This is a genomic window from Streptomyces sp. NPDC002838 (assembly GCF_040295365.1).
Lineage (GTDB): Bacteria > Actinomycetota > Actinomycetes > Streptomycetales > Streptomycetaceae > Streptomyces.
The window spans coordinates 130,642-155,187 of the sequence record NZ_JBEOVF010000019.1; the positions used below are offsets into that span (position 1 = coordinate 130,642).

The following is a 24,546-nucleotide window of genomic DNA, read 5'->3' on the forward strand; positions in this document are numbered from 1 at the left end:
CTCACAGACGGTAGGGGAATCGCGGGGGAATGTAGCCGGTCCCCCAGAAGGGGGCGTAGCCGTAGTGACTGTAGACCCGGTCGGAGTATTCGCGCTGGTCCACGAGCTCCGGATCGTACTCGGGCGCATCGACGACGTCGTCCCGCGTACGGTCGATGCGGACCTCGTCCTCGGTGACGTCGGCCACGGCGTCGACCGGGATGTAGCTCTTCTTTTCGCCGATGCCGAGGAAGCCGCCGTACTCCATGAGCAGGAAGCGGACCTTGCGCTCCTCCTCGTCGATGATCAGGTCGCTCACCTTGCCAAGTTCGTTGCCGGAGCGGTCGGTCACCTTCCGGCCCCGCACGTCCTCGTCGGCGGAAGGGATCGTCTGCTGCGAATCGGAGAGCCTGGTCAGCACGGGAATGTCACCAGAGTTCATGGAGCCTCCCTCAGACTTCACGTAATGCCGGTGCAACCGGGCGGTCATGCCCAGGCATGCCACTCCGCCCCAGTTCCCTCCCACAACCGCCCCATGCATCGGGAACTTCATGCCGGCGCGGTCGGTGTAGCCCAAGGTCTGGATAGCCCTGCGAGACGACCCCGCTCGTGCCGATGCCGCCGTGCATTCGGGGGCCCGAACAGCAGCCCAGCCGGAGCGGTCTGAGCGGGGAAGTCGGTACCCGCGACCCCAGCAGCCGACCGGCGTCCTCCTGGCCACCCGAATCGCCACCACGACCGCCTGCCGGACACCTCCTGCCCTGACGTCGAGCGCTGGGGCAGCCTGACCGATGTCCTGGACCGTCTGCCCGACCCGCGCCAGGTCCGTGGCCGCCGTTGCCGACTCGGGGCCCTGCTGGTGCTGTGCACCACGGCCGTGCTGGCCGGCGCGGCCACCTGGGTCGGCATCATCCGCTTCGCTACCGGACTCGACCCGGCCCGCGGCGGGCTCATCGTGAGCTGACCCGCATCGCAGGCGGTTCGCCAGTCGCCCCGTTCCGCGATCCCGCCTGCCAAGTGCTCTCCCCGCCCGTTGTCATGGGCGTGCAGATCATTAACTTGTCTTTTTGACCTTGGTTTGGGTGGGGTCGAAGGCGAGGAAGGTCGCGACGTCGGCTGGTGTGCGGAGGCGGGCGGTTGAGGTGGTGATGTGGTGACCGTGTGCTTCGAGGAGTGGGTGGACTTCCTGTTTGGCGCGGCTGATGGTCGGGGCGGTGACGCCGAAGAGTTGGCCGAGGAGGTCCATGGTGGCGAGTTTGCGCAGGTGGAGCACAGTTGCCAGGATCCGCTCGGCTGGCGTGAGCTTGGCTTTGGCGCCTGTACCGGGGGCGACCAGGCGCTCGTGACCGCGACGTGCGCGGAGCACATGCTCGCGTTGAACCTCCAGCGCAGGAGCCAGCGTGGCGATAAGTTCGCTGAGCTGTTGGCGGGTCATCCCGGTCAGTTCAGGGTCCTGCAGCGCACGCTGCGTGAGGCGATGTGGCCTGTTCGCCGGGGCTGGTCTGACGTGCTGTTGATCGCTGTCGCGTCCGCGGGTGCTGGGGGTGGAGGGTGTAGTTCCAGTCGCCGTGGAAGCGGTGCCGGGTGATCGGCAGGGCGGCGATCTCGTCGTCACTGACCTGGATGCCGGTGGGGTACGGGTTGGTGTCGAGTTCGGCGTGCACGGTCAGGCCGGTTTTGGTGGTGGTCGCAGCGATGCTCTCGACGATGACTTCGTGGCTGGTCAGGGGCCTGCCGCGCCAGTTCATGGTGATGTGGGAGAACAGCCGGTGCTCGATCCTGTTCCACTTCGAAGTTCCCGGAGGCAGGTGGCAGACAGTGATCGTCAGTCGGGCCTCGGCGGCGAACCGGGCGAGTTCGGTCTTCCAGGTGCGGGTGCGACACCCGTTGGAGCCGCCCGCGTCGGCGGTGATCAGCAGCCGGCAGGGCGTCGGATAAGCGGCCTGCCCGGCTCCGTTCCACCAGCGGCGGATCGACTCGACAGCGAACGCGGCGGTGTCGTGGTCGGTGCCCACGTTGACCCAGCCAGTGTTCGCGGCGACGTCGCAGATGCCTAGGGCACCACCCTGCCCAGCTCGCGGTCGGGGAAGTTGTGGGTGTCGACCCGCACCGGCTCGCCTCGCGGCTCCCATTCACGGCCGTTGTTCTTGAACGGGCCGACCAGTTCCTTCTTCTTCGTGTCCACACTGATCACAGGAGCCCCGCACTCCTGGTGGTCGCGGGCCTGCTCGTTGAGGTAGCGGAACTGTGCGTCCCGGTCGGGGTGCTGCTTGCCTTCCAGGGTCTTGGCGTTGCTCTGCAGGCTGAAGCCCTCCTCGCGCAGGAGGTCGCCCACCGTGTCCGCACAGATCCTGTGGCCTTGGCGGGTCAATTCCCCGGCCAGCTCGCGGGTGGATTTGGTGGTCCAGCGCAGCGGCGACATGAGGTCGCCGCGGACATCGGGCTCGACCAGCGTGAGGAGTGCCTCCCGAACGGCTGGGTTCCGGTCGACGACGCGTTTGCGGCCAGCGCCGGGCCGGCGGATGCGTCCCAACGGAGCCTGGCCGGAGTCGAGTTCCCGCACTCCGACAGAGACAGTGGCTTCGCGGACACCGGCGGCACGGGCGACGGCTCTGATCCCGCCGTGGCCGAGGGACTGGGCCTCCGCCCCCATCAACAGGCGACGCTGCCGCTCGTCGAGGTGCGGCAGAATCGCCTCGAACTTGGCTGCCAGCACGGCCCGTTGTTCCATCCCGCTCATGTCAGTCCAACGAACCACCGAGCGGAAAGCCACGAGTTAATGATCTGCACGCCCTAAGCCGGAGCAAACCCGGATCAGGTCGTACCCGCACACCATCTCCAGGAACGCACCCCAAAGCCGCAGGTGAACGACCTTCTGCTGGGGAGTTTCTCGTTGCTCGGGGAGGCTCTGGGGACTTCGAGCGACACAAGCCGGTACCCCTGTGAAAGACACCGAAAGACACGCTCCCGCAGGTCAGAGACTCAATAGGCTCCGAAAGCCCAGGTCAGTGGCCCGCCCCCGGGGCCTCCGTGCCGAAGGTGCCCTGGAGGGTGGGGCGGGTGGTGAACATTCGGGCTCTCACCTCGCTGTTTTCGCGCGTCGGCCGGTCGGATCTGCGCTCAGGCTACTCACAAGGACGCAAACCCCTGAATGCCGGCTGCTCTGGCCGCGGCCGCGGTCGAGGGGGAGCATGGGAGCTGAGCGACCGAGGGAGGCCCGCCATGACAACCAAAGCCTCGGATTACGACCCCTGGCTGTACTCTCACACGCCTTCCCAGGCCGAGGGCGAGCGTGATGAACCGGCCGAGCGTGCCGCCGAGGAGCAGCACGCAGAGGTCCCCAGGACCGAGCCGTCCCAGGCGGAGGGCGAGCGGGTGGACGACAGCAGGACCGCATGACCGCATGACCGCAAGACCGCAAGACCGCCGATCAATGATCATGAGCCGCGGACAGCGGAGGCCGGGTTGCCCGTCACACCCGCGACCCACCACGGCGTGCCCGCGCGGCCATGGTGGAAGTCGCCGCCCGCAACGTCGAGGCGGTTTGGAGGGCCACCCCGAGCCCACCCCTCCACCAGGAGAGGCAGTGGCTTCCCTGGCTGCGCGGCGCGTGCGGGCACGACAATGGCCGTATGGGTGCCGAGATCGTGGACGAGGCGGTGCGGGCGACTCCGGCGGCGCCGCTGCGGGGACTGGTCGGCTGGTGCTCCGGCTACCGCCAGCGCGGCATCCCTCCCAGCCGGCACCGCGGGCTGCCCTCGCCCTGGCTGACGCTGATCCTCACCCTCGACGAACCCTTGAGCATGGCCGCCCACCCCGATCCGGCCGCCGCCCCCGGCGACTATCCCACCCTGCTGGGCGGCCTGCACCTCGCGCCCGCGCTCATCGACATCCCGGGACGGCAGTCCGGCATCCAGGTCGCCATCAGCCCACTGGGCGCACGTGTCCTGCTGGGGCTGCCCGCAGGGGAGCTGGCCGGGACCGACGTCCACGCCGACGACGTCCTGGGCGCGGGCGTGCACGAGGTCCACGACAGGATTCGCGAGGCGCCGGACTGGCCTGCCCGCTTCCGCGTCGTCGACAGCTGGCTGCTCGATGTCATGTTCCATCACGAGCACGTGGGGATCACCTGCGCCTCACCGGTCGCGTACGCCTGGCACCGACTGCTGACCGCCGGCGGCCGCCTGCGCATCGACACGCTCGCCGCCGAGACCGGTTTCAGCGACCGGCACCTGCGCAACCGCTTCCGCCAGGAGGTCGGACTCACCCCGAAGGCGGCCGCCCGGGTCATCCGCTTCGACCTGGCACGGCGCCGCCTGGCCACCCTCTCCCACTCTCGACTCCGCTCGAGCGAGGGGAAGCCCATGGGCCTCCCCGACCTCGCGGGTCTGGCCGCCGACTGCGGCTATGCGGATCAGTCCCACCTCGACCGCGAGTTCTCCGCCCTGGCCTCCTGTACGCCGAGTGCCTGGCTGGCGGAGGAGTTCCGAAACATCCAATCCGGCCACCATCCGCCCGCGTAACCCTGGTGGGGACAAATCGACCGATCCACTGCCGACTCCCGCAGGCTGGAGGCGCATCCCCATGACCAGTACGCCCGACATCGCCAAGCAGCCGCCCGCCCCGCAGGTCTGGCCCGCCCTGTGCGCCAACGACGCCCGCGCACTGATCCGCTTCCTCGTCGACGCCTTCGGCTTCGAGGAGACCGTGGTGTACGGCGACGGCGACGTGGTCGAGCACGCCGAGCTGAGCTGGCCCGAAGGCGGTGGCATCATGCTGGGCTCCGTGCGCGAGGGGCAGGAGAGCGGTACCGGCCCGACGCCGCCCGGCGCCTTCAGCGCCTACGTCGTCACCGCCGACCCGGGCGCCGTCCACACCCGTGCCAAGGGCGCCGGCGCCGAGATAACCACCGACCTGTACGTCACCGACCACGGCTCCCGCGACTTCGCCGCCCGCGACCCCGAGGGCAACCGGTGGAACTTCGGCACCTATCCCGGTGAGCCCCGCTGACCCCCCGCGACGACGATCCGGGCCACGGCGCGATCGTAGGCACCGGCCGGAGCACCTGTCAGGACAGCATCTGTCGGAACAGCGCCTGTCAGAACTCCGAGGCCTCGAACCGGTGATCCCCGCCCCGCGCGGCGACCAGCCCCGACTCGTAGGCGAACACCACCAGCTGCGCCCGGTCCCGCGCCCCCAGCTTCGTCATCGCGCGGCTGATGTGGGTCTTCGCCGTGAACGGGCTGATGACCATGTGCACGGCGATCTCCTCGTTGGTGAGTCCTCGGGCGGCCAGGGCGGTGACCTCGCGTTCGCGGCGGGTGAGGCATTCCAGGCCGGGGGCCGTGGCACGGTCGGGGGGCCGTGAGACGAACTCGCCGATCAGAGTGCGGGTGATCGACGGGGAGAGCAGGGCCTCGCCTCGGGCCACCACCTCGATGGCCTGGAGCAGTTCCGCCGGTTCGGTGTCCTTCAGCAGGAAGCCGCTCGCGCCCGCGCGCAGCGCCTCGAAGACGTACTCGTCGAAGCCGTAGTTGGTGAGGATGACGACGCGTACGCCGGACAGGGCCGGGTCGGCGGCAATGCGGCGGGTCGTCTCGATGCCCGTCATCACCGGCATCTGTACGTCGATCAGCGCGATGTCGGGCAGCTGGGCGCGGATCAGCTCCAGGCCTTGTTCGCCGTCCGCCGCCTCGCCGACCACCTCGATGCCGTCCTCGGCGTCGAGCAGGGCGTGGAATCCGGCGCGCATCAGGGCCTGGTCGTCGACGAGTGCCACCCTGATCATCTCGCGGCCTCCAGGGGCAGTTCGGCCCGGACCGAGAAGCCGCCCTGCGCGCGCGGGGCGGTGTGCAGCGTGCCGCCGAGGGCCGTGACGCGTTCGCGCATGCCGGTGAGGCCGTTGCCGGGCGTCGGTGGGCGGGCCGGGTCGGCGGTTCCGTCGTCGTCCACGCGTATCGTCAACCCATCCTCTTCGTAGTCGAGTTGGACGTGCACCTTCGCCGGGCCCGCGTGCCGTGCCGCGTTCGTCAGGGCTTCCTGGACGATGCGGTACATCGCCCGGTCGACGGTCGCCGGCAGCGGACACTCGTCGCCCGTCACCGTCAGCTCGATCGCGAGGCCCGCCGCCCGCGCCCGTTCCACCAGTTGCGCGGGCCTGCCGGTCGGCTCGTCGGTGCGCAGCACCTCCAGCGTGGCCCGCAGTTCGCGCATCGCCTCGCCGCCCGCCTCCTGGATGGCGAGCAGCGCGGGCGGCACCTCCTCGCCCCGCTTGCGGGCCAGGTGCACGGCCACGCCCGCCTGGAGCTTGACGATGGAGATGCTGTGGGTGAGGGAGTCGTGCAACTCCCGTGCGATGCGCAGGCGTTCCTCGCCCGCCCGGCGCAACGCCGCCTCCTCCCGGGTGCGCTCGGCCTCCAGCGCGCGCTGTTCGGTCTGCCGCAGATAGGCCTGCCAGTTGCGGTCCGCCAGGCCCGTCACCACCGCGCACAGGAACCAGCCCGCGAGCAGCGTGGTCTTCTCGACCACCTCCTGGGTCATCGGCCCCGTCGCCACGTACGCCGCCAGGAAGAGCCCGCCCGCCGCGGCCGCCCAACCCCGGTGTCCCGCACGGGAGGCGGTGTGCACGGCGCCGAGGACCGGGAGGGCCGCGAGCGTGCCCGGGTGGGCGTGCAGGACGTACGCCGCGCCGGTCGCCGTGGTGACGGCCAGCACAGCCAGCGGGGCGCCGCGGTAGAACGCCAGGGCGGCTGAACCGAGCACGATCAGCGCGTAGTCGACGGGCCTGGTGTCACCGTCGAACGCGGCCGTGGTCACGACGAGGGCGCCGACCACGACCGCGAGGGCCGCGTCGGCGAGCCGTCTGCGTGTGACTGTGCCGGCCACGTGTCCGCTCATGCACGCACAGTAGACCGCCGCACCGACACCGGCGTCAGCCCTGTGGACAACTCCCCGACTACTCCCCCGGCAGTAGTGAGCCGCTCCGGCCCGCCCCGCCGACGCAGTGCCGACTGACTTCGGCCGTACGACGACCGCGGGTGCCCCCGAGGCGCACGCTGCTGTCCATGTCCACACCCTTCCGCCACACCGAGCCCCTGCCGCCCAAAGCGGCCACCGGTCGCGTCGCCGAGGTGTACGCGCAGATCGCGCACGACTTCGGCATCGCCGAACCGGTCACCTTCGTGGTCCTCTCCTCCGCCCCCGAACTCCTCGCGCCCGCCTGGGCGCTGATGCGCGAGTCACTGATCGCGGGCCCCGGCAGCCGTACCGGCAAGGAGGTGGCGGCACTCGGGGTGTCGCTCGCCAACAAGTGCCCGTTCTGCGTGGACGCGCACACCATGCTGCTGCACGCCACCGGCGACCACGCGCTCGCCGAACGCCTGGCCCGCGGGGAGCGACCGGAGAACGAGACCCACGCGCGCGTGCTGGCCTGGGGGAAGCAGACCCGTGTCCCGGGCCCGGCCGCGCAGCCGTTGCCGTTCCCGGCCGAGCACACCCCCGGCTACGTGGGCACCGCGCTCTCCTTCCACTTCATCAACCGGATCGTGTCGGCCCTGCTCACCGAGCGGCTCCTGCCGGGCAACGCCCAGCGGTTCAGGCCGGTACGCAGTCTCGTGGGCCGCTCGCTCGCGCGGACGGTACGCCGTGCCGCCCGCCCCGGCGCGGCCCTCGCCCTGCTCGACGACCCCGGCGAGGGACCCGCGTGGGCGGCCGGCACGGCCGTCGGCCCGGCGTACGACGCCCTGCGCACGGCGGCCATGGCGGGCGCCGGCCTCCTCGACGCCGAAGACCAGGCCCTCGTACGGCGGACGCTGCGGGACTGGGACGGAGCGCATCCGCCGCTCGCCCTGGGCGGGTTCCCGGACCGTCGGGAGCGTCCGGGCGCGCGCCTGGCGCTGCTGGCCGCCCTGGCGCCGTACCGCATCACGGACGAGGACGTGGCGGCCTGGCGCCGGCCGGAGCACACCGACCACTGTCTGGTGCATCTCGTCGCGTACGGCGCCTTCGCCGCCGTGGACCGTATCGAAGGCTCCCTTTCCACCCATATCACTCAGGGGGCTTCATGACGACGATCGCCAACCCCGGGCAGGCGGCGTGGAGCGGCTCCGTCGGCACCCACTGGGCCGTCCACCAGGCAAGATGTTCTTCGCCGCCCGGACAGTCCTGGACGGATACGCGGAGGTGACCGTGACGCCCCTCGAGGGACACAGTGATCGCACGGCCACGGAGCGAGTTGGCACTTCCGCCCCACAGGCAGTCATGTGACACTGGCGTCCCGTCCGCAGTGCGGACTCCCTCCGCACCGTCCCCCACGAAAAGTGCGCCGTGCGTTCTAGTTCGCTTCCCTTGCCGCTCGCCCTCACCGCGCGTCTGTCCCCCGTCGCCGTGCTCGCCGTGGCGGGCTGGGCCCTGGCGTCCGGCCCGTTCGCCGCGACGCCGGCCGAGAGCCACGACGAGGCGCAGCAGACCGGGACCGAGTCCGCCTCCGCCCCGTCCACGTCGGCGGCGTCGAAGACGTACGCCGCCGCGCCCGCGCCGTGCGCGAGCCTGGCCGGGAAGACGATCACGTCGCTCGTGCCGGGCGCCAAGAAGGCCGGCAAGGAGATTCGGTCGACGGACTCGAAGGTACGCCGCACCTGCTCCTGGAACGCCCTCAAGGGGTACGACTACCGCTGGCTCGACGTCTCCTTCGAGATCACCGAGTCGGACGAGGCTGCACAGAAGTCGTACAAGCAGAGCGTGACGGAGAAGAGCGGAGGCGGGGACGTGCCCGGTCTCGGCGACTCGGCGTACTCGGTGGTGAACCTCACCACCGAGGACAAGCAGCAGACGCGCGAGGGCACGGTGGTGGTGCGCGCGTCCAACGCGCTGGTGGTCGTCACGTACAACGGCAGCGACTTCGAGTCGAAGAAGGCGCCCAGTACGGACGAGATCAACAAGGGGGCCATCAAGGCCGCCAAGGAGGCGGTCGCCGCGTTGGAGGACGGCCAGAAGGGCTGACCGTCCTCCAACAGGAGTTCTCCAACGGGAGTTCTCCGAGCAGCGGTTCTCCGGCAGCCGGGTCAGGCCTCGAGGCGGTCCCGTCCGCGCGCCAGCATGAGCAGCACGTACAGCACCATCGACGTGCCCAGGCCCACCGCCCAGCCGTAGTCGGCCAGCGGTTCCAGCGCCGGGATCGGCCGGCCGTCGATCAGCGGCTTGAAGCTGGCGCCGCCGATGGCGAGGACGCCGCCGACGGCGAAAGCGACGACGGCCCGCCAGTTCCAGCCGCCCTCGTACCAGTAGCGGCCGCCCGTGCGGTACAGGTCGGTCAGGTCGAGCTTGGCGCGGCGCAGGATCCAGTAGTCGGCGATGAGGATGCCGGCGACCGTGCCGAGCAGACCGCCGACGAGGCCGAGCCAGGTGAAGATGTAGCCCTGCGGGTCGGAGTACAGCTTCCACGGGAAGATCAGCACGCCGAGGACGCAGGTGGCGAGCGCGCCGGCGCGGAAGGTGATCTTGCGGGGCGCGATGTTGGAGAAGTCGAAGGACGGCGAGACCAGGTTGGCCGCGATGTTCACGGACAGGGTCGCCACCAGCACGGTGACCAGCGCGAACAGCAAGCCCACGACGTTGTCCGTCTTGGCGGCGAGCTGTACCGGGTCCCAGATCGTCTCGCCGTAGACCGCCTGCGAACCGGAGGTGACCATCACCGACAGCAGCGCGAACAGCGTCATCGTGGTCGGCAGACCGAGCGCCTGACCCCACGTCTGGGCCTTCTGGCTCTTGCCGTACCGGGTGAAGTCCGGGATGTTCAATGACAAAGTGGACCAAAAGCCGATCATTCCCATGAGGGACGGCCAGAACAGCTTCCAGAAGTCCGCGCCCCAGCCCAGCTTGGAGGGCTGGTCGAGCAGCGGGCCGAAGCCGCCGGCCTTGTCGCTCATCCACCACAGCATCACAAAGGCGCCGACGAGCACGAAGGGCGCCGCCCAGTTCTCGAAGCGGCGGATCGTCTCCATGCCCCGGTAGATGATCGCCACCTGGATCGCCCAGAAGATCGCGAACGACAGCCACATGGTCCAGGCGTAGCCGCCGATCTTGCCGACGTCGGTCCAGCCGTTGCCGATGAGCTTCCCGGCGAGGAAGTAGATCGCCTCGCCGCCGATCCAGGTCTGGATGCCGAACCAGCCGCACGCCACCAACGCCCGTACGACGGCGGGCAGGTTGGCGCCGCGGATGCCGAAGGAGGCACGGGCGAAGACCGGGAAGGGAATGCCGTACTTCGGACCGGCGTGCCCGGTGAGCAGCATCGGGACCAGCACGATCACATTGGCCAGGGCGATGGTGAGCACCGCCTGCTTCCAGTCCATGCCGACGGCGATCAGACCGGAGGCCAGGGTCCAGGAGGCCGTGTTGTGGGCCATGCCGACCCACAGTGCGGAGAAGTTGTACGTGGTCCAGGTGCGCTTCTCCACCGGGACCGGCAGCAGATCCTCGTTGGCGTAGCGGCCGCTCGGGGCGGGGGCGCCCGGGGCGAGCTCCACCCGGCCGTCGGCGAGGGTGACTTGAGTGGACGGCGGTATGGCCGTGGGAGCGGTGTCGGTCATGGGCAGGCCAATCAAATGAGGTGGGTCCGGAAAGGCCGTGCGGGCTCCGGTCCCCTCCCCGGGGAGGTGGGGAGGGGAGAACAGGAGTGGGGGGTTGGGGGGGGTGGGGAGTTGAGCGGTGGGCGGGTCGGGGTCAGCCGTTGACGGCCGGGATCACCTGTGTGCCGTACGCGTCGATGACCGCTTCCTGGGCGTCGTGCATGTCGTAGACGGCGAACTGGTCGACGCCCAGCGCACGCAGCGCGTTCAGCTTCTCGACGTGCTTCTCGACCGGCCCGATCAGGCAGAACCGGTCGACGATCTCGTCGGGCACGAACTGGGTGTCGGGGTTGCCGCTGCGCCCGTGGTGGGAGTAGTCGTAGCCCTCGCGGGCCTTGATGTAGTCGGTGAGTTCGTCGGGTACGGCGGCGGAGTGCTCGCCGTACTTCGACACCAGGTCGGCCACGTGGTTGCCGACCATCCCGCCGAACCAGCGGCACTGCTCGCGCGCGTGGGCGAGCGCCTCCGGCGAGTCGTCCTCGGTGACGTACGCGGGGGCGGCGACGCAGATCTTCACCTCGGAGGGGTCTCGGCCGACGGCTACGGCCGCGTCCTTGACCGCTTTCACCATGTACTCGGTCAGGTACAGATCGGCGAGCTGGAGGATGAACCCGTCGGCCTCCTCGCCCGTCATCTTCAGTGCCTTGGGGCCGTACGCGGCCATCCATACGGGTAGTTCGGCGCCCGGCTTGATCCACGGGAACCTGACGACCGTACCGCCGAGGTCGGCCTCGTCACCGCGGCCGAGCGCCCGGATGACCTTCATGGCCTCGCTGATGCGGGCCAGCGTGTTCGGCTTGCGGCCCGCGACCCGCATCGCGGAGTCGCCGCGGCCGATGCCGCAGACCGTGCGGTTGCCGAACATGTCGTTGAGGGTGGCGAAGGTGGAGGCGGTGACCTCCCAGGTGCGGGTGCCCGGGTTGGTGACCATCGGGCCGACCTTCAGCTTGGACGTGTTCGACAGGATCTGGCTGTAGATCACGAACGGCTCCTGCCAGAGCACGGCGGAGTCGAAGGTCCAGCCGTACGTGAAGCCGTTGCGCTCGGCGCGCTTCATCAGGCTGATGACCCGCGAGGCCGGCGGGTCGGTCTGCAGGACGAGTCCGAAGTCCATGGGCTCCGCTCCTAGTTGAGGTACTGACAGGTGGAGCGGGGGGTGTACGTGCCGTGTCCGGCGCGCCCGGTGTACTCCCGCTCGGTGATGACGAGTTCGCCGCGCGAGAGGACCGTCTCGACGCGGCCGGTGAGGCGCTTGCCCTCGTACGCCGAGTAGTCGACGTTCATGTGGTGCGTCTCGGCGGAGACGATCTGCTCGGCGTCCGGGTCGTAGATGACGACGTCCGCGTCGGCGCCGGGGGCGATGGTGCCCTTCTTCGGATACATGCCGAACATCCGGGCCGGGGTGGCACAGGCGATCTCGATCCAGCGGCGGCGGGAGATGTGCCCGTCCACGACGGCCTGGTGGAGCAGGTCCATGCGGTTCTCGACACCCGGGAGGCCGTTGGGGATCTTCGAGAAGTCACCCCGGCCCAGCTCCTTCTGGCCCACGAAGCAGAAGGGGCAGTGGTCGGTGGAGACCACCTGGAGGTCGTTGGTGCGCAGACCCTTCCAGAGGTGGGCCTGGTGCTCCTTCGGACGGAGCGGCGTCGAGCACACGTACTTCGAGCCCTCGAAGTCGGGTTCCGCCAGATTGTCCGTCGACAGGAACAGGTACTGCGGGCAGGTCTCCCCGAAGACGTTCAGCCCCTCGTCGCGTGCCTTGGCCAGCTCGGCGACTGCCTCCATCGCCGAGACGTGCACGACGTACAGGGGCGCGCCGGCGACCTGCGCGAGCTTGATGGCGCGGTGGGTGGCCTCGGCTTCGAGGAGCGCCTTGCGCACCTCCCCGTGATAGCGGGGATCGGTCTCGCCCCGGGCCAGCGCCTGCTCGACCAGGACGTCGATCGCGATGCCGTTCTCCGCGTGCATCATGATCAGGCCGCCGTTCTCGGCGGAGCGCTGCATGGCGCGCAGGATCTGGCCGTCGTCGCTGTAGAAGACGCCCGGGTAGGCCATGAACTGCTTGAAAGAGGTCACGCCCTCTCCCACCAGCAGGTCCATCTCCTTGAGCGTCTCCTGGTTCACGTCCGAGACGATCATGTGGAAGGCGTAGTCGATGGCGCAGTTGCCCTCGGCCTTGGCGTGCCAGGTGTCCAGGCCCTCGCGCAGGGTGTGGCCGACGCTCTGCACGGCGAAGTCGACGATGGTCGTCGTTCCGCCCCAGGCGGCGGCCCGGGTGCCGGTCTCGAAGGTGTCGGAGGCGAAGGTGCCGCCGAACGGCAGCTCCATGTGGGTGTGGGCGTCGACCCCGCCCGGGATGACGTACTTCCCGGTGGCGTCGATGGTCCGCTCGGCCGTCCAGGCCTCGGCGGCCGGGGTGCCGCTCGCGGCGAGGGCGGCGATACGGCCGTCCTCGATCAGGACGTCGGCGTGCATCTCGTCGGACGCGGTGATGACGAGACCACCACGGATGACGGTACGGCTGCTCATGCGTTCACGCTCCGCTGGGTGTGGTCGAAAAGTGCGGGTCGTTTGTGGCTGGTCGCGCCCGCGCGGCGGTAGCCGCATATCGGACACAGCCCCGCGCCCCTTACGGGGCGCGGGATCCCGTGCCTGACTACGGTGCGGTCAGAGGGCCATAAGCCTCTGGGCGGCGGTCGCGGAAGAACTGCCAGCGATCGCGGACCTCGCGCAGCTTGGCCATGTCCAGGTCCCGGACGACCAGTTCGGTCTCCTTGTCGGAGGCCACCTCGCCCACGAACTGGGCTTCCGGGTCGACGAAGTACGACGTCCCGTAGAAGTCGTTGTCGCCGTACTCCTCGACGCCCACACGGTTGATCGCGCCGACGAAGTACTCGTTGGCGACGGCCGCCGCAGGCTGCTCCAGCTGCCAGAGGTAGCCGGACAGGCCGCGCGAGGTGGCCGACGGGTTGAAGACGATCTCGGCGCCCTCCAGGCCCAGTGCCCGCCAGCCCTCCGGGAAGTGGCGGTCGTAGCAGATGTAGACGCCGATCCTCCCGACGGCCGTGTCGAAGATCGGCCAGCCCAGGTTGCCCGGGCGGAAGTAGAACTTCTCCCAGAAGCCGGGCACCTGCGGAATGTGGTGCTTGCGGTACTTGCCGAGGTAGGAGCCGTCCGCGTCGATCACGGCGGCCGTGTTGTAGAGGACGCCGGGCTGCTCCTCCTCGTACATCGGCAGGATCAGGACGAGGCCCAGTTCCTTGGCGAGCGCCTGGAACCGTTTGACGATGGGGCCGTCCGGGACCTGCTCGGCGTACTCGTAGAACGCCTTGTCCTGGACCTGGCAGAAGTAGGGCCCGTAGAACAGCTCCTGGAAGCACAGGACCTGAGCACCCTGCGCGGCCGCGTCGCGGGCCGCCTGCTCGTGTACCTGGATCATCGATTCCTTGTCGCCGGTCCAGGCGGTCTGGAAGAGGGCGGCACGGATCACTCTGCTCATCGGGACCTCCGGTCGCTCGGTGTGCGAGGAGCCTAGGAAGTCCTGAGATCCGGTTTGAGTTGCACGGTGTCACGTCTGCGGGCGTGCGGCGTGCCACGGTGTCACCCTGTCGTGGGCCCATGTTTCACCGCCGTTTTCCCAGGTCGTCGCATGTTTCAGCCCTGTTGCGCGTCGTGCGCGAGGAGCGCTATGTGCACCGAGGCGGCCTGCTCGAAGTCGTCGAGGTCGACGCCGAGCCGGGCCTGTATCGCCTCCAGCCGGCGGTAGAGCGCGGGCCGGGAGACGTGGTGGAGCTGCGCGGTCCGCGACTTGTTGCGGCCGGTGGCGAGATAGGTGCGCAGTACGGCGAGCAGGTCCTCGCCGGCCCCGCACAGCAGCCCGTCCAGCTCCCGCTCCGCGAAGGACTGCACGTGCGGGTCGTCGCGCAGCAACCGAATCAGGCCGCGCAGATGGACGTCCTTGAGGCGTACGACGGCCGGAAGGTCGAGCACGGCCGAGGAGTCGGCCACGGCGTCGGCGACGTGCTGGGCCTCGCGCAGCCCGGCGGGGACGTCGTCCCAGGCGATGCGGGGATCGGCGGCGGCCAGGACCGTCCGGGCGGCCTCCGAGCGCACCCGGGCGGCGAAGTTCGCCACGAGCACCGAGGCGTCCTGGTCCCGGGCCAGGCTCAGCAGGACGGCGGTGGCGCCGTCGGTGAGCTCGGCGACGATCCCGGGCAGCCCCAACAGGCGCAGTACCCGCTCGAGTTGTGCCGGTTCTCCGTCGCGGATGACCAGCGGGACGAAGGTGCGCCGGTTGACCGGCAGTCCGGCCGCCCGCGCCCGGGGCAGCAGCTGCCGCGCCGGCACGACCCCGCTGACCAGGTCGGTCAGCAGGCTCTGCGCGGACTGTTCCTCCCAGGTGTGCGCGGAGTTGCCGCCGAGCATGCGGTGCAGGACGAGCGCCTCGGCGGCCCGGTCGGCGAGCAGCCGCCCGGTGGCGGTGTCGCCCCGGTAGCCGCACAACACGATCCGTCCCCACCGCTCTCCACGTCCGGTCAGCTCGGCGCGGATCCAGCCGTCGCCCTCGCTGCCGCCGGCCTGGCGGGCGATGCGCTCCCAGTCGCGCAGCACGTCGTCGACGGCCGGCCGTTCCCCCGCGGTGGCGAGGACGCGGTGGGCGAGGTTGGTGACGACGACGGGGCAGGCGCTGTGGTGGGCGATCTCGTCGAGCAGGCGCTGGAGCGGGGCGCCCGCGGTGATGAGTCCGGTGAGCGCGGTCCGTACGGACTCGGAGAGGCTGACGGCGGCGAACTTCCGCCGTACGAGGCGGGCTTGGACCTCCTCGGTCAGCTCGGCGAAGGGGAAGGGCCGGTGCAGGACGACCATCGGCAGCCCGCACCGCTCGGCCGCCCGGCGCATCACGTCCGGCGGGGCGGGAAACGCCCGTCCCAGGCCCAGGACGACGGCCGCCGCCTCCGCGCGGTGCAGGGACTGGATGTACTCGGCCTGCGCGCTCTCGTCGCCGGCGAGCAGCACCCCGGTGGTGAGCACCATCTCGCCGCCGCTGAGCATCACGCCCACGTCGGCGGCCTCGGCGACGTGCACCCAGCGCACGGCCCGGTCGAGCTGGCTCGCGCCGGCCACCACCTCGGGCTCCCCGGCGAGGACCCGTTCCAGCGTGAGGACCTGCCTGACCGACAGGGTCGGCTCCAGGGGCTCCAAGGTGGTGGTCATGGCGGTGTGCTTCCCTTGCTCAGGCTGGGCCTACTGGATGCTCCTCAGAGCGTCTTCGAGGATCGCGGCGCCTTCCTCGGCCTCCGCGACGGTCAGGGACAGGGGCGGGGCGACCCGCAGGGCGCTGGTGTTGTGCCCGCCGCCCTTGCCGAGAAGCAGCCCACCCGCGCGGGCCGCTTCGAGCACGGCGGACGCGGCCTCGGGGTGCGCCTGGTCGGTGCCGGGTTTCACCAGCTCGACGCCGATCATCAGCCCGCGCCCGCGTACCTCCCGTACCTCCGGAATCTGCGCTCCGACCGCCCGCAACCGCTCGATGAGCAGCCCGCCGACGCGCCGGGCGTTGCCCTGGAGGTCGTGCTCCAGCAGGTACGTGAGGTTGGCGAGGCCCGCCGCCATGGTGATCTGGGTGCCGCCGAACGTCGAAATGCTGTTGGCGTCCAGGCAGTTCATGATCTCGCCGCGGGCGACCACCCCGCCGATGGACATGCCGTTGCCGATGCCCTTGGCGAAGGTGAGGATGTCGGGAGGGCCGTTCTGGCCATGGGCCTGCCAGCCCCAGAAGTGGTCGCCGGTGCGTCCCCAGCCGGTCTGCACCTCGTCGGCGATCCACAGGATCCCGTATGCGTTCAGCACCTCACGGAATGCTGCGTACAGTCCGTCCGGCGGTGAGGTGAAGCCGCCGACACCCTGAACGGGCTCGGCGATCAGTGCGGCGGGCGGGCGGGTGTGGCCGAGCAGGTCCTTCAGGTCGTCGACGCAGGCCGCGATGAAGTCGTCGTCGCCCAGGGAGGCGTACGGGCCGCGCGTCCGCACGCCACCGTGGACGTACAGCGTCTGGAGAGGGGACAGGGAGGTCGGCGACCAGCCGCGGTTGCCGGTGATGCCGACCGCGCTGAACGACCGCCCGTGGTAGCTGTTGCGCATCGCCAGGATCGTGTTGCTGCGGCGGTACGTCGTGGCGAGCAGCAGGGCCGTGTCGTTGGCCTCGGTGCCGGAGGTGGTGAAGAAGACGCGGGCGTCCGGGATGCCGCTCAACTGGGCGACTCGCTCGGCGAGTTCGACCATCGGGCGGTTGAGATACAGCGTGGACGAGTGGATGATCCGCCCGGCCTGCTCGCTGACCGCCTTCGTCACCTCGGGCAGCGCGTGCGCGGTCATCGTCGTGAGGATGCCGCCGAAGAAGTCGAGGTACTTGTTGCCCTCGCTGTCCCAGACGTACCGGCCCTCGCCGTGGGTGATCTCGAGCGGGTCCTCGTAGTAGAGGGCGAGCCAGTCGGGCAGGACGGCCCGGTGGCGGCCCAGCAGGTCCTTGGTCACGGCTTCACCAGCCCTTCGTAGGCGTCGGGCCGCCGGTCGCGGTAGAACGCCCACAGCTGCCTGACTTCGTCGATCAGGTCGAAGTCGAGGTCACGGACGACGAGTTCCTCTTCCTTGTCGCTGGCGGTGTCCCCCACGAACTGCCCTCGCGGGTCGACGAAGTACGACGTCCCGTAGAAGTCGTTGTCGCCGTACTCCTCGACGCCCACGCGGTTGATCGCGGCGACGAAGTACTCGTTGGCGACGGCCGCCGCGGGCTGTTCCAGCCGCCAGAGGTGGGAGGAGAGTCCGCGGTGGGTGGCGGACGGGTTGTAGACCAGCTGGGCGCCGTTCAGGCCGAGTTGGCGCCAGCCTTCCGGGAAGTGGCGGTCGTAGCAGATGTAGACGCCGACCTTGCCGACGGCCGTGTCGAAGACGGGCCAGCCGATGTTGCCCGGTTTGAAGTAGTACTTCTCCCAGAAGCCCTTGACCTGCGGGATGTGGTGCTTGCGGTACTTGCCGAGGACGGTGCCGTCGGCGTCGATCACGGCCGCGGTGTTGTAGTAGAAGCCCGACTGCTCGACCTCGAACACCGGGACGACGACGACCATGCCCGTCTCGCGCGCGAGCTGTTGCATACGACGTGTCGTCGGTCCGTCAGGCACCGGCTCGGCCCAGCGGTAGTGCTCCGGGTCCTGGACCTGACAGAAGTAGGGACTGTTGAAGACTTCCTGGAAGCCGATGATCTTCGCGCCCTGGCGGGCCGCCTCGCGGGCGTGCTCCTCGTGTTTCGCCACCATGGACTCGGTGTCGCCGGTCCAGGTGGCCTGGACCAGAGCGGCACGTACGACGTTGGCCATGAGCTGCTCCTTCGACGGTGACGTCAGAGCCTCTACGCCCGTAGACGCAGGTCGTAGAGGCACGAACGTAAGCCTCCCCGGCAGGCTTGCCAAGACCATCGTCGTTAACCCGCGGAGTCGATCACGTTTCACCCTCCTGTGGGTGAAAGCCACGGGCCGGTGAGAGGAGTGGCGGGCCGGGGCCCGTCCGGCTCTCAGACCGGGTGTCCGGCGACCCGCAGGGCGTGGACCAGGTCCCAGTGGCGCTCGTCCGAGACGCCCCGGGCGGCCTCCACCAGGAGCGGGACCAGGGTCTGCGGGTCGGGGTCGGCGCTGCGGGCGGCCTCCTCCGGGGTGCGGACGCGGACGTAGGCGTCGAGGAGCGCGCGGATCTCGCGGCGACGGTCGTCGGCGGCCAGTGCGAGCACGGCCTGCCCGATCTCGGCGGCGGGCCGCGCGACGCCCTGCCGCAGGATCTGCTCCCCGTCGGTGCCGCGCCCGGCCTCGACCAGCGCGTCGGCGGCGGCGACGAGCCGGTCGGCGGGCAGCGAGGCGGCCTCCCACAGCAGGGTCGCCCAGTCGGCGCCGAGCCCGGCCCGCTGCATCTCGGCGGCGAGCAGCGGGTAGCGGGCGGCGGGCCAGTACGCGATCTCGGCCAGCAGGGCGTGCGCCTCACCGCTGCGGCCCTCGCCGCGCAGCCGGACCAGCCGTTCGACGGTCTCGGCGGTCTCCCGCCGGTCCGCCGTGTCCAGTGGCTCGGCCTGCGGCTCCGGCCGCGCGCTCGCTTTGGCGGCCCTGGCGAACCGGGCCCCGCGCGGGGTGCGGCCGGTGGCGACGGGCGCGGCGGGCAGGTCCGGTACGGCGGTCGGCGGTACGACGACGGGGGCGGCCTCCTCCTCGGCCATCCCGGCGAAGCGGGCACCGCCACGGCGCCGCTTGCGCTGCTTGGGGGTGGGGGCCGGCTCGGGTGGGGCGGGGGGATCGGCGGGGGCCTGCTCCGTCGGAGCGGGGAAGCGGGGATCTTGCTCGGGGTTCGTGGCCTGGGCGGGACCGGAGGTGCCAGGTCCGCCGTGCAGGCCGGTCATCGCGTCGGCGGCGGCTGTGCGGGGTCCGGACAGGCGGGCGGAGTTCTCGTGACGGGGGTCGCGCAGGCCCGCACGGGTGTCATGCGTGTCCGCCGCCCAGCCACGGGCCCGCTCCCTCTCACGCCGGGCGGCCGCCTCGGCGGCGGACCGCACGTCGCGCTGCTGCGGTATGTCGGGGAACTCGGACTCGTACGAGGGGCCTGCGGGGGCGGCGTCCGCGCGCGCGCCGGAGGGTCCGTACCCGCCGTGCCCGCCCGCTCGCTCGCCGTACGACTCGCGCGCGTCCGGTTGCTCGGCGTACGACTGGCGCGTGTCCGGTTGCTCGCCGTACGACTCGTGCGTGTCCGGCCGGGCGCCGTGCGTATCGCGCGTGTCCGGCCGCCCGCCATACGACTCACGCCCATCCGGCCCCACACCATGCGACTCGCGCGTGTCCGGCCGCCCACCGTACGCCTCGCCCGTGTCCGGCCGCCCGCCATACGACTCAAGCCCACCCGACCCCACACCATAAGAGCCGCCCCCGCGCGACCCGGCCCCGGCCCCCGCCTGCCCGCGTCGGATCACCTGTGCCTGGTTGTCGGTCGAGCGTCGGTCCAGTTCCGCCAGGCGTGACCGGAGTTCGGCGCAGCGGCGGGTCGCGCGTTCGTGGTCGTCGCGGGCCCAGGCGAGGTCGAGGCGGATGGCGTCGGCCTCCTCCTGGGTGGTGGCGGAGGCGAGCGACCGGCCCAGTTCCGCGTGTCGTTCGGCGGCGTACCGCTGCTCGCGGAGCATCACGTCGAACCGGTCCCCGAGGGCGTCCCGCCCGCCAGGCCGGGCGTCGTACGCGACGAGCGCGGCGGCATGCAGGGCGCGGGCGCGTTCGGCCTCCGGAGCGGCGCCACCGGGGCCGTACTGTGTGGCCAGGTCCTGCAGCAGCGCCTCCACGACGTCCCAGGGCGGCATCTCACGCCCGTCGAGGCAGGCCTGCATGCCATCCGGGTCGCGCTGCCAGAACACCCCGCACCAGCCGCCGTTTTGGTCCAGGCGCGCCAGCAGGCCGTCCAGGTAGTTCGCAAACTCCCGCACTTGACTGGGGAGTTGATCCAGAGTCATCGCCCAACTCCTGCCAGACCGGAGCACTCCGGTCCGTAAGGCAACACCAGCCGTGTTACGGGAGCGCTACAGGAAGTTTTCCGACCGGACGCAGACTACGCCCGGCCTGCCGAAACGTGACGTGCGGCGGCCTCCGCACTTGCTTCACAAACCGACCAGCACGCACCGCCCCGCCAAGTCGTCCATCGACAGACCGAGGGCCTGCGCCAGCGCCGCGACCGTGAAGAACGCCGGTGTCGGCGCACGCCCCGTCTCGATCTTCCGGAGGGTCTCCGCGGAGATGCCGGCGCTCGCCGCGACGTCCGTCATGCTGCGGCCGCCACGGGCCTCGCGCAGCAGCCGGCCGAGCCGCTCGCCGCGTTCGCGTTCTTCGGGGGTGAGAGGGGTGCGCACCATACCGTCATTGTAATACCGGTATAGTAATTGGCATGGTGGAGCTGAAGACAGACACATCGATCGACGCCATGTACGAGGCGGGCCAGGTCGTCGGCCGCGCCCTGACGGCCGTACGAAAGGTCGCTGACGTGGGCGTCTCCCTGCTGGAACTGAACGAGGTGGCGCACGACGTACTGCGTGAGGCGGGGGCGGGCTCGCCCTTCCTCGGCTACCGGCCCTCGTTCGCGCCCACGGCCTTCCCGGCCGTCGTCTGCGCCTCCGTGAACGACGCGATCGTGCACGGCATCCCGACCCGCTACCGGCTGCGCGACGGCGACCTGGTCTCCATCGACTGCGGCGCAGAGCTCGGCGGCTGGGCGGGCGACTCGGCGATCAGCTTCGTGGTGGGCAGGCCGCGCGCGGCCGACCTGCGCCTGATCGAGACGGCGGAGCGGGCGCTCGCGGCGGGCATAGAGGCGGCGGTGGTGGGCAATCGCATCGGCGACATCGCGCACGCGATCGGCTCGGTGTGCCGCGCGGCGGGGTACGGCATCCCGGACGGCTTCGGCGGCCACGGCGTGGGCCGCCGTATGCACGAGGATCCGCCGGTCCCGAACGAGGGCCGGCCGGGGCGCGGCCTCCCTCTGCGACACGGCATGGTCCTCGCCATCGAACCCATGCTCATCGGCGGCGGCACGGACGGCTACCACGCGGCACCGGACGGCTGGACCCTCCGTACGAACGACGGCTCCCGGGCGGCGCACGCGGAGCACACCGTGGCGATCACGGACTCGGGGCCGCGGATCCTGACGGCACGCTGACCTGTCCCGACGCCGCTGTTTTGCCTTCTTGCCTGATCATCGCGGGCTCGAGGAGGGGCGCACGTGGGGTTCGAGCGGCTGTTCCGGATCAGGGATTCCGGCGAGGCGATCGAGGTGGACACACAGATCCTGCCGTCGGAGCCCGTGCCGGCGGGGACTTGCGGGGAGGTGCTGGTCAGGGGCGGTGGGCGGGACACGTACGTCAAGTGCGTCTACCTGCGCGTCCACGCCGGCACGGGCTCCGACGGCGAGACCGAGGACTACCGGACCACGCGCCTCGCCCGGGCTGTCCGGGCGAGCTGGAGGTCACCTTTCAGACCAACCCGGTCGGCGCCGTGGTCCACGTACGGCGTGCCGCCCGCCGCTTCCCCGCCGCCCACCACGAGGTCGGCACCGCGGACTGGCGTCCGCGGGTGCGCAAGACGCTCGCGGAGCCGGCCCTGCTCGAAGACTGATTGGAAGACCACTGACTGACCCGAAGAACTGACTGACCCGAAGACCGCTGTCGGGGCCGCGGACGGCTCTCTGGAGGTGCCCCCGGCCACCGATCGTGCGAAGGTGTTCTACGAACGCGCGCCCCAGGTGTAACCAGGTTCCACCCGGGTTACCCGACTCCGGCACGTCGATCAGCGAGGGCGACCCTGCCCGCGCAGGGACGCCGGATGGGAACGCCATGAGCAGCGGCTTCACCGGCCCAGAGGGCTACGACCCCTTCGGAGAATTCCTCGCACGCTTCTTCGGCGGACCGCGCCCCGGTCCCCGCCAGATCGACATCGGACGGCTGCTGAGCCAGCCCGCCCGGGAGCTGGTGCGGGGCGCCGCCCAGTACGCCGCCGAGCACGGCAGCCGCGATCTGGACACCCAGCATCTGTTGCGGGCCGCGCTGGCCGCCGAGCCGACCCGGAGCCTGCTCAGCCGTGCCGGTGCGGATCCCGACTCGCTGGCCACGGAGATCGACGAGCGCTCCGGCCCGGCCCAGCACCCGCCGGGCGAGGCCCCGCCGCCGACCTCACTGTCCCTTACCCCGGCCGCCAAGCGCGCCCTGCTGGACGCGCACGATCTGGCCCGGGCGCGCGGTGCCGGGTACATCGGCCCGGAGCACGTGCTCAGCGCGCTCGCCTCGAACCCCGACTCGGCGGCCGGGCACATCCTCAACTCGGCCCGCTTCGCGCCCTCCGGCCTGCCGCCCGAGGCGGCACAGGACACCACGCAGGCCCGCGGCGAACGGCCGCGCGCCGCCGAGACGCCCACCCTGGACAAGTACGGCCGCGATCTCACCGACCTGGCCCGCCAGGGTCGTATCGACCCGGTGATCGGGCGGGACGAGGAGATCGAGCAGACCATCGAGGTGCTCTCCCGGCGCGGCAAGAACAACCCGGTCCTCATCGGTGACGCGGGCGTCGGCAAGACGGCGATCGTGGAGGGGCTCGCCCAGCGCATCGCCGACGGTGACGTGCCGGACGTGCTCAACGGGCGGCGGGTGGTCGCCCTCGACCTCACCGGCGTGGTCGCGGGCACCCGCTACCGGGGGGACTTCGAGGAGCGGCTGAACAACATCGTGGGCGAGATCCGCGCCCACTCCGAACAACTGATCGTCTTCATCGACGAGTTGCACACCGTCGTGGGCGCCGGAGGCGGCGGCGAGAGCGGGTCCATGGACGCCGGCAACATCCTCAAGCCCGCCCTGGCGCGCGGCGAGTTGCACATCGTGGGCGCGACCACGCTGGAGGAGTTCCGCCGGATCGAGAAGGACGCGGCCTTGGCCCGCCGCTTCCAGCCGATCCTGGTGCCCGAGCCGTCCGTCGCGGACACGATCGAGATCCTGCGCGGGCTGAGCGACCGCTACGAGGCCCATCACCAGGTCCGTTACGCCGACGAGGCGCTGGTGGCCGCCGTCGAGATGTCCGACCGCTATCTCACCGACCGCCGTCTGCCGGACAAGGCCATCGACCTGATCGACCAGGCCGGCGCCCGGGTCCGGCTGCGCGCCCGCACCAAGGGCACGGACGTACGGGCCATGGAGCGCGAGGTCGAGCAGCTGACCCGGGACAAGGACCAGGCGGTCGCGGACGAGCAGTACGAGCAGGCCACGCAACTGCGCGACCGCATCGGCGAGTTGAAGCGGCGGATCGCCGAGGCCACCGGCGACGACGAGGTCGACGAGGGCATGGACCTGAAGGTCACCGCCGAGGCGATCGCGGAGGTCGTGTCCCGGCAGACGGGCATCCCGGTCAGCAGCCTCACCGAGGAGGAGAAGGACCGCCTGCTCGGCCTGGAGGAGCATCTGCACCAGCGGGTCATCGGTCAGGACGAGGCGGTCCGGGTCGTCGCCGACGCCGTGCTGCGCTCCCGCGCGGGGCTCGCGAGCCCCGACCGGCCGATCGGCAGCTTCATGTTCCTCGGCCCGACCGGCGTCGGCAAGACCGAGCTGGCCCGGGCGCTCGCGGAGGCCCTGTTCAGCAGCGAGGAGCGCATGGTCCGTCTAGACATGAGCGAGTACCAGGAGCGGCACACCGTCAGCCGTCTGGTCGGCGCCCCGCCCGGATACGTCGGCCACGAGGAGGCCGGGCAGCTCACCGAGGTCGTCCGGAGGCACCCGTACTCGCTGCTCCTGCTCGACGAGGTGGAGAAGGCGCACCCGGACGTCTTCAACATCCTCCTCCAGGTCCTCGACGACGGCCGGCTGACCGATTCACAGGGCCGGACCGTCGACTTCACCAACACGGTCATCGTGATGACCAGCAACCTGGGCTCCGAGGCGATCACCCGGCGCGGTGCCGGCATCGGGTTCGGGGCGGGCGGTGCCGAGGCGGACGAGGAGGCGCGCCGCGAGCAGATCCTGCGGCCGCTGCGCGAGCACTTCCGGCCGGAGTTCCTCAACCGCGTCGACGAGGTCGTCGTCTTCCGCCAGCTCACCACCGACCAGTTGCGGCGGATCACCAATCTGCTGCTGGAGAAGACCCGCCGTCTGCTGCACGCGCAGGGCATCTCGGTCGACTTCACCGACCCGTCCGTCGACTGGCTGGCCGAGCGCGGCTACCAGCCCGAGTACGGCGCCCGGCCGCTGCGCCGCACCATCCAGCGAGAGGTCGACAACCAGCTGTCCCGGCTGCTCCTGGACGGCCGGATCGAGGAAGGCAGCCGGGTGACGGTCGACGTCGAGGGCGGGATGCTCACGTTCCGTACGGAAGACCTGCCGCCCGCCCCCGAGTTGTGA

21 protein-coding genes and 1 pseudogene are annotated in these 24,546 nt (G+C 70.7%); 8 read left to right on the forward strand and 14 right to left on the reverse strand.

What is annotated here, in order from left to right; genetic code table 11:
* Window position 1: 1 nt before the first annotated feature.
* Window positions 2–421, reverse strand: coding sequence for a PRC-barrel domain-containing protein (locus ABT063_RS24315; RefSeq protein WP_351059966.1), 420 nt, complete (start codon window positions 419–421; stop codon window positions 2–4).
* Between the two features lie 354 nt (window positions 422–775).
* Here ABT063_RS24315 and ABT063_RS24320 point away from each other — a divergent pair, with 354 nt between their 5' ends.
* Window positions 776–943 carry a transposase family protein gene (locus ABT063_RS24320; protein WP_351060075.1) on the forward strand — a complete coding sequence of 56 codons (168 nt, stop codon included), beginning with the start codon at window positions 776–778 and terminating at the stop codon, window positions 941–943.
* A 90-nt stretch (window positions 944–1,033) separates the two neighbouring features.
* On the opposite strand, the gene ABT063_RS52270 is transcribed toward ABT063_RS24320, so the two are convergent.
* Both ABT063_RS52270 and ABT063_RS24325 read right to left on the reverse strand, forming a co-directional pair.
* A complete protein-coding gene (locus ABT063_RS52270; RefSeq protein WP_502990877.1) occupies window positions 1,034–1,414 on the reverse strand; it encodes a helix-turn-helix domain-containing protein in 381 nt (126 codons plus the stop codon).
* 99 nt (window positions 1,415–1,513) lie between these two features.
* Window positions 1,514–2,719, reverse strand: a pseudogene (locus ABT063_RS24325) (ISAzo13 family transposase); the annotation flags it as partial.
* A gap of 482 nt (window positions 2,720–3,201) precedes the next feature.
* Here ABT063_RS24325 and ABT063_RS24330 point away from each other — a divergent pair.
* From ABT063_RS24330 to ABT063_RS24340, 3 genes are all read left to right on the forward strand, one after another.
* The gene (locus ABT063_RS24330) at window positions 3,202–3,378 is read left to right on the forward strand and encodes a hypothetical protein (RefSeq protein ID WP_351059969.1); all 177 of its coding nucleotides are present in this window, start codon (window positions 3,202–3,204) and stop codon (window positions 3,376–3,378) included.
* A 233-nt stretch (window positions 3,379–3,611) separates the two neighbouring features.
* Window positions 3,612–4,502 (forward strand): AraC family transcriptional regulator, encoded by an 891-nt coding sequence (locus tag ABT063_RS24335; RefSeq protein WP_351059971.1) that lies wholly within the window; start codon window positions 3,612–3,614, stop codon window positions 4,500–4,502.
* 61 nt (window positions 4,503–4,563) lie between these two features.
* Window positions 4,564–4,989 carry a VOC family protein gene (locus tag ABT063_RS24340; protein WP_351059973.1) on the forward strand — a complete coding sequence of 142 codons (426 nt, stop codon included), beginning with the start codon at window positions 4,564–4,566 and terminating at the stop codon, window positions 4,987–4,989.
* An 88-nt stretch (window positions 4,990–5,077) separates the two neighbouring features.
* On the opposite strand, the gene ABT063_RS24345 is transcribed toward ABT063_RS24340, so the two are convergent.
* Both ABT063_RS24345 and ABT063_RS24350 read right to left on the reverse strand, forming a co-directional pair.
* Window positions 5,078–5,767, reverse strand: coding sequence for a response regulator (locus ABT063_RS24345; RefSeq protein ID WP_351059976.1), 690 nt, complete (start codon window positions 5,765–5,767; stop codon window positions 5,078–5,080).
* Window positions 5,764–6,876 (reverse strand): sensor histidine kinase, encoded by a 1,113-nt coding sequence (locus tag ABT063_RS24350; protein ID WP_351059979.1) that lies wholly within the window; start codon window positions 6,874–6,876, stop codon window positions 5,764–5,766. Before ABT063_RS24350 ends, ABT063_RS24345 begins: the two co-directional genes overlap by 4 nt.
* A gap of 167 nt (window positions 6,877–7,043) precedes the next feature.
* Here ABT063_RS24350 and ABT063_RS24355 point away from each other — a divergent pair, with 167 nt between their 5' ends.
* Together ABT063_RS24355 and ABT063_RS24360 are read left to right on the forward strand one after the other, a co-directional pair.
* Window positions 7,044–8,045 (forward strand): carboxymuconolactone decarboxylase family protein, encoded by a 1,002-nt coding sequence (locus tag ABT063_RS24355; RefSeq protein WP_351059982.1) that lies wholly within the window; start codon window positions 7,044–7,046, stop codon window positions 8,043–8,045.
* Window positions 8,046–8,325: 280 nt separating this feature from the next.
* Window positions 8,326–8,979 (forward strand): hypothetical protein, encoded by a 654-nt coding sequence (locus ABT063_RS24360; protein WP_351059985.1) that lies wholly within the window; start codon window positions 8,326–8,328, stop codon window positions 8,977–8,979.
* A 62-nt stretch (window positions 8,980–9,041) separates the two neighbouring features.
* Here ABT063_RS24360 and ABT063_RS24365 read toward each other — a convergent pair whose 3' ends face one another.
* The 9 genes from ABT063_RS24365 to ABT063_RS24405 form a co-directional block, all read right to left on the reverse strand.
* The gene (locus tag ABT063_RS24365) at window positions 9,042–10,568 is read right to left on the reverse strand and encodes an NCS1 family nucleobase:cation symporter-1 (RefSeq protein ID WP_351059987.1); all 1,527 of its coding nucleotides are present in this window, start codon (window positions 10,566–10,568) and stop codon (window positions 9,042–9,044) included.
* Window positions 10,569–10,701: 133 nt separating this feature from the next.
* On the reverse strand, window positions 10,702–11,721 hold the full coding sequence (locus tag ABT063_RS24370) for a TIGR03842 family LLM class F420-dependent oxidoreductase (protein ID WP_351059989.1): 1,020 nt from the start codon (window positions 11,719–11,721) through the stop codon (window positions 10,702–10,704).
* An 11-nt stretch (window positions 11,722–11,732) separates the two neighbouring features.
* A complete protein-coding gene (gene hydA / locus ABT063_RS24375; protein WP_351059991.1) occupies window positions 11,733–13,136 on the reverse strand; it encodes a dihydropyrimidinase in 1,404 nt (467 codons plus the stop codon).
* A gap of 127 nt (window positions 13,137–13,263) precedes the next feature.
* Window positions 13,264–14,106: a nitrilase-related carbon-nitrogen hydrolase gene (locus ABT063_RS24380; RefSeq protein WP_351059993.1), complete on the reverse strand. Its 843-nt coding sequence runs from the start codon at window positions 14,104–14,106 to the stop codon at window positions 13,264–13,266.
* Window positions 14,107–14,261: 155 nt separating this feature from the next.
* Entirely contained in the window at window positions 14,262–15,821 is a 1,560-nt protein-coding gene (locus tag ABT063_RS24385) for a PucR family transcriptional regulator (protein WP_351059995.1), read from the reverse strand.
* Window positions 15,822–15,851: 30 nt separating this feature from the next.
* Entirely contained in the window at window positions 15,852–17,138 is a 1,287-nt protein-coding gene (locus ABT063_RS24390) for an aspartate aminotransferase family protein (protein WP_351059997.1), read from the reverse strand.
* On the reverse strand, window positions 17,135–17,977 hold the full coding sequence (locus ABT063_RS24395; RefSeq protein ID WP_351059999.1) for a nitrilase-related carbon-nitrogen hydrolase: 843 nt from the start codon (window positions 17,975–17,977) through the stop codon (window positions 17,135–17,137). The genes ABT063_RS24390 and ABT063_RS24395 overlap by 4 nt, the downstream gene beginning before the upstream one ends.
* A 194-nt stretch (window positions 17,978–18,171) precedes the next feature.
* On the reverse strand, window positions 18,172–20,133 hold the full coding sequence (locus ABT063_RS24400) for a hypothetical protein (protein ID WP_351060001.1): 1,962 nt from the start codon (window positions 20,131–20,133) through the stop codon (window positions 18,172–18,174).
* A gap of 144 nt (window positions 20,134–20,277) precedes the next feature.
* Window positions 20,278–20,529: a helix-turn-helix domain-containing protein gene (locus ABT063_RS24405; RefSeq protein WP_095748857.1), complete on the reverse strand. Its 252-nt coding sequence runs from the start codon at window positions 20,527–20,529 to the stop codon at window positions 20,278–20,280.
* Window positions 20,530–20,561: 32 nt separating this feature from the next.
* Between ABT063_RS24405 and map the strand changes: the two genes are divergently transcribed.
* Window positions 20,562–21,329 carry a type I methionyl aminopeptidase gene (gene map, locus ABT063_RS24410; protein WP_351060003.1) on the forward strand — a complete coding sequence of 256 codons (768 nt, stop codon included), beginning with the start codon at window positions 20,562–20,564 and terminating at the stop codon, window positions 21,327–21,329.
* A gap of 673 nt (window positions 21,330–22,002) precedes the next feature.
* A complete protein-coding gene (locus ABT063_RS24415; RefSeq protein WP_351060006.1) occupies window positions 22,003–24,546 on the forward strand; it encodes an ATP-dependent Clp protease ATP-binding subunit in 2,544 nt (847 codons plus the stop codon).

What these genes read in the sequence shown, in the direction of transcription:
- ABT063_RS24315 (WP_351059966.1), bottom strand. Translation starts at nt 421, where the DNA reads ATGAACTCTGGTGACATTCCCGTGCTGACCAGGCTCTCCGATTCGCAG.
- ABT063_RS52270 (WP_502990877.1), bottom strand. Translation starts at nt 1,414, where the DNA reads ATGACCCGCCAACAGCTCAGCGAACTTATCGCCACGCTGGCTCCTGCG.
- ABT063_RS24330 (WP_351059969.1), top strand. Translation starts at nt 3,202, where the DNA reads ATGACAACCAAAGCCTCGGATTACGACCCCTGGCTGTACTCTCACACG.
- ABT063_RS24335 (WP_351059971.1), top strand. Translation starts at nt 3,612, where the DNA reads ATGGGTGCCGAGATCGTGGACGAGGCGGTGCGGGCGACTCCGGCGGCG.
- ABT063_RS24340 (WP_351059973.1), top strand. Translation starts at nt 4,564, where the DNA reads ATGACCAGTACGCCCGACATCGCCAAGCAGCCGCCCGCCCCGCAGGTC.
- ABT063_RS24345 (WP_351059976.1), bottom strand. Translation starts at nt 5,767, where the DNA reads ATGATCAGGGTGGCACTCGTCGACGACCAGGCCCTGATGCGCGCCGGA.
- ABT063_RS24350 (WP_351059979.1), bottom strand. Translation starts at nt 6,876, where the DNA reads ATGAGCGGACACGTGGCCGGCACAGTCACACGCAGACGGCTCGCCGAC.
- ABT063_RS24355 (WP_351059982.1), top strand. Translation starts at nt 7,044, where the DNA reads ATGTCCACACCCTTCCGCCACACCGAGCCCCTGCCGCCCAAAGCGGCC.
- ABT063_RS24365 (WP_351059987.1), bottom strand. Translation starts at nt 10,568, where the DNA reads ATGACCGACACCGCTCCCACGGCCATACCGCCGTCCACTCAAGTCACC.
- ABT063_RS24370 (WP_351059989.1), bottom strand. Translation starts at nt 11,721, where the DNA reads ATGGACTTCGGACTCGTCCTGCAGACCGACCCGCCGGCCTCGCGGGTC.
- hydA (WP_351059991.1), bottom strand. Translation starts at nt 13,136, where the DNA reads ATGAGCAGCCGTACCGTCATCCGTGGTGGTCTCGTCATCACCGCGTCC.
- ABT063_RS24380 (WP_351059993.1), bottom strand. Translation starts at nt 14,106, where the DNA reads ATGAGCAGAGTGATCCGTGCCGCCCTCTTCCAGACCGCCTGGACCGGC.
- ABT063_RS24385 (WP_351059995.1), bottom strand. Translation starts at nt 15,821, where the DNA reads ATGACCACCACCTTGGAGCCCCTGGAGCCGACCCTGTCGGTCAGGCAG.
- ABT063_RS24395 (WP_351059999.1), bottom strand. Translation starts at nt 17,977, where the DNA reads ATGGCCAACGTCGTACGTGCCGCTCTGGTCCAGGCCACCTGGACCGGC.
- ABT063_RS24400 (WP_351060001.1), bottom strand. Translation starts at nt 20,133, where the DNA reads ATGACTCTGGATCAACTCCCCAGTCAAGTGCGGGAGTTTGCGAACTAC.
- ABT063_RS24405 (WP_095748857.1), bottom strand. Translation starts at nt 20,529, where the DNA reads ATGGTGCGCACCCCTCTCACCCCCGAAGAACGCGAACGCGGCGAGCGG.
- map (WP_351060003.1), top strand. Translation starts at nt 20,562, where the DNA reads ATGGTGGAGCTGAAGACAGACACATCGATCGACGCCATGTACGAGGCG.
- ABT063_RS24415 (WP_351060006.1), top strand. Translation starts at nt 22,003, where the DNA reads ATGAGCAGCGGCTTCACCGGCCCAGAGGGCTACGACCCCTTCGGAGAA.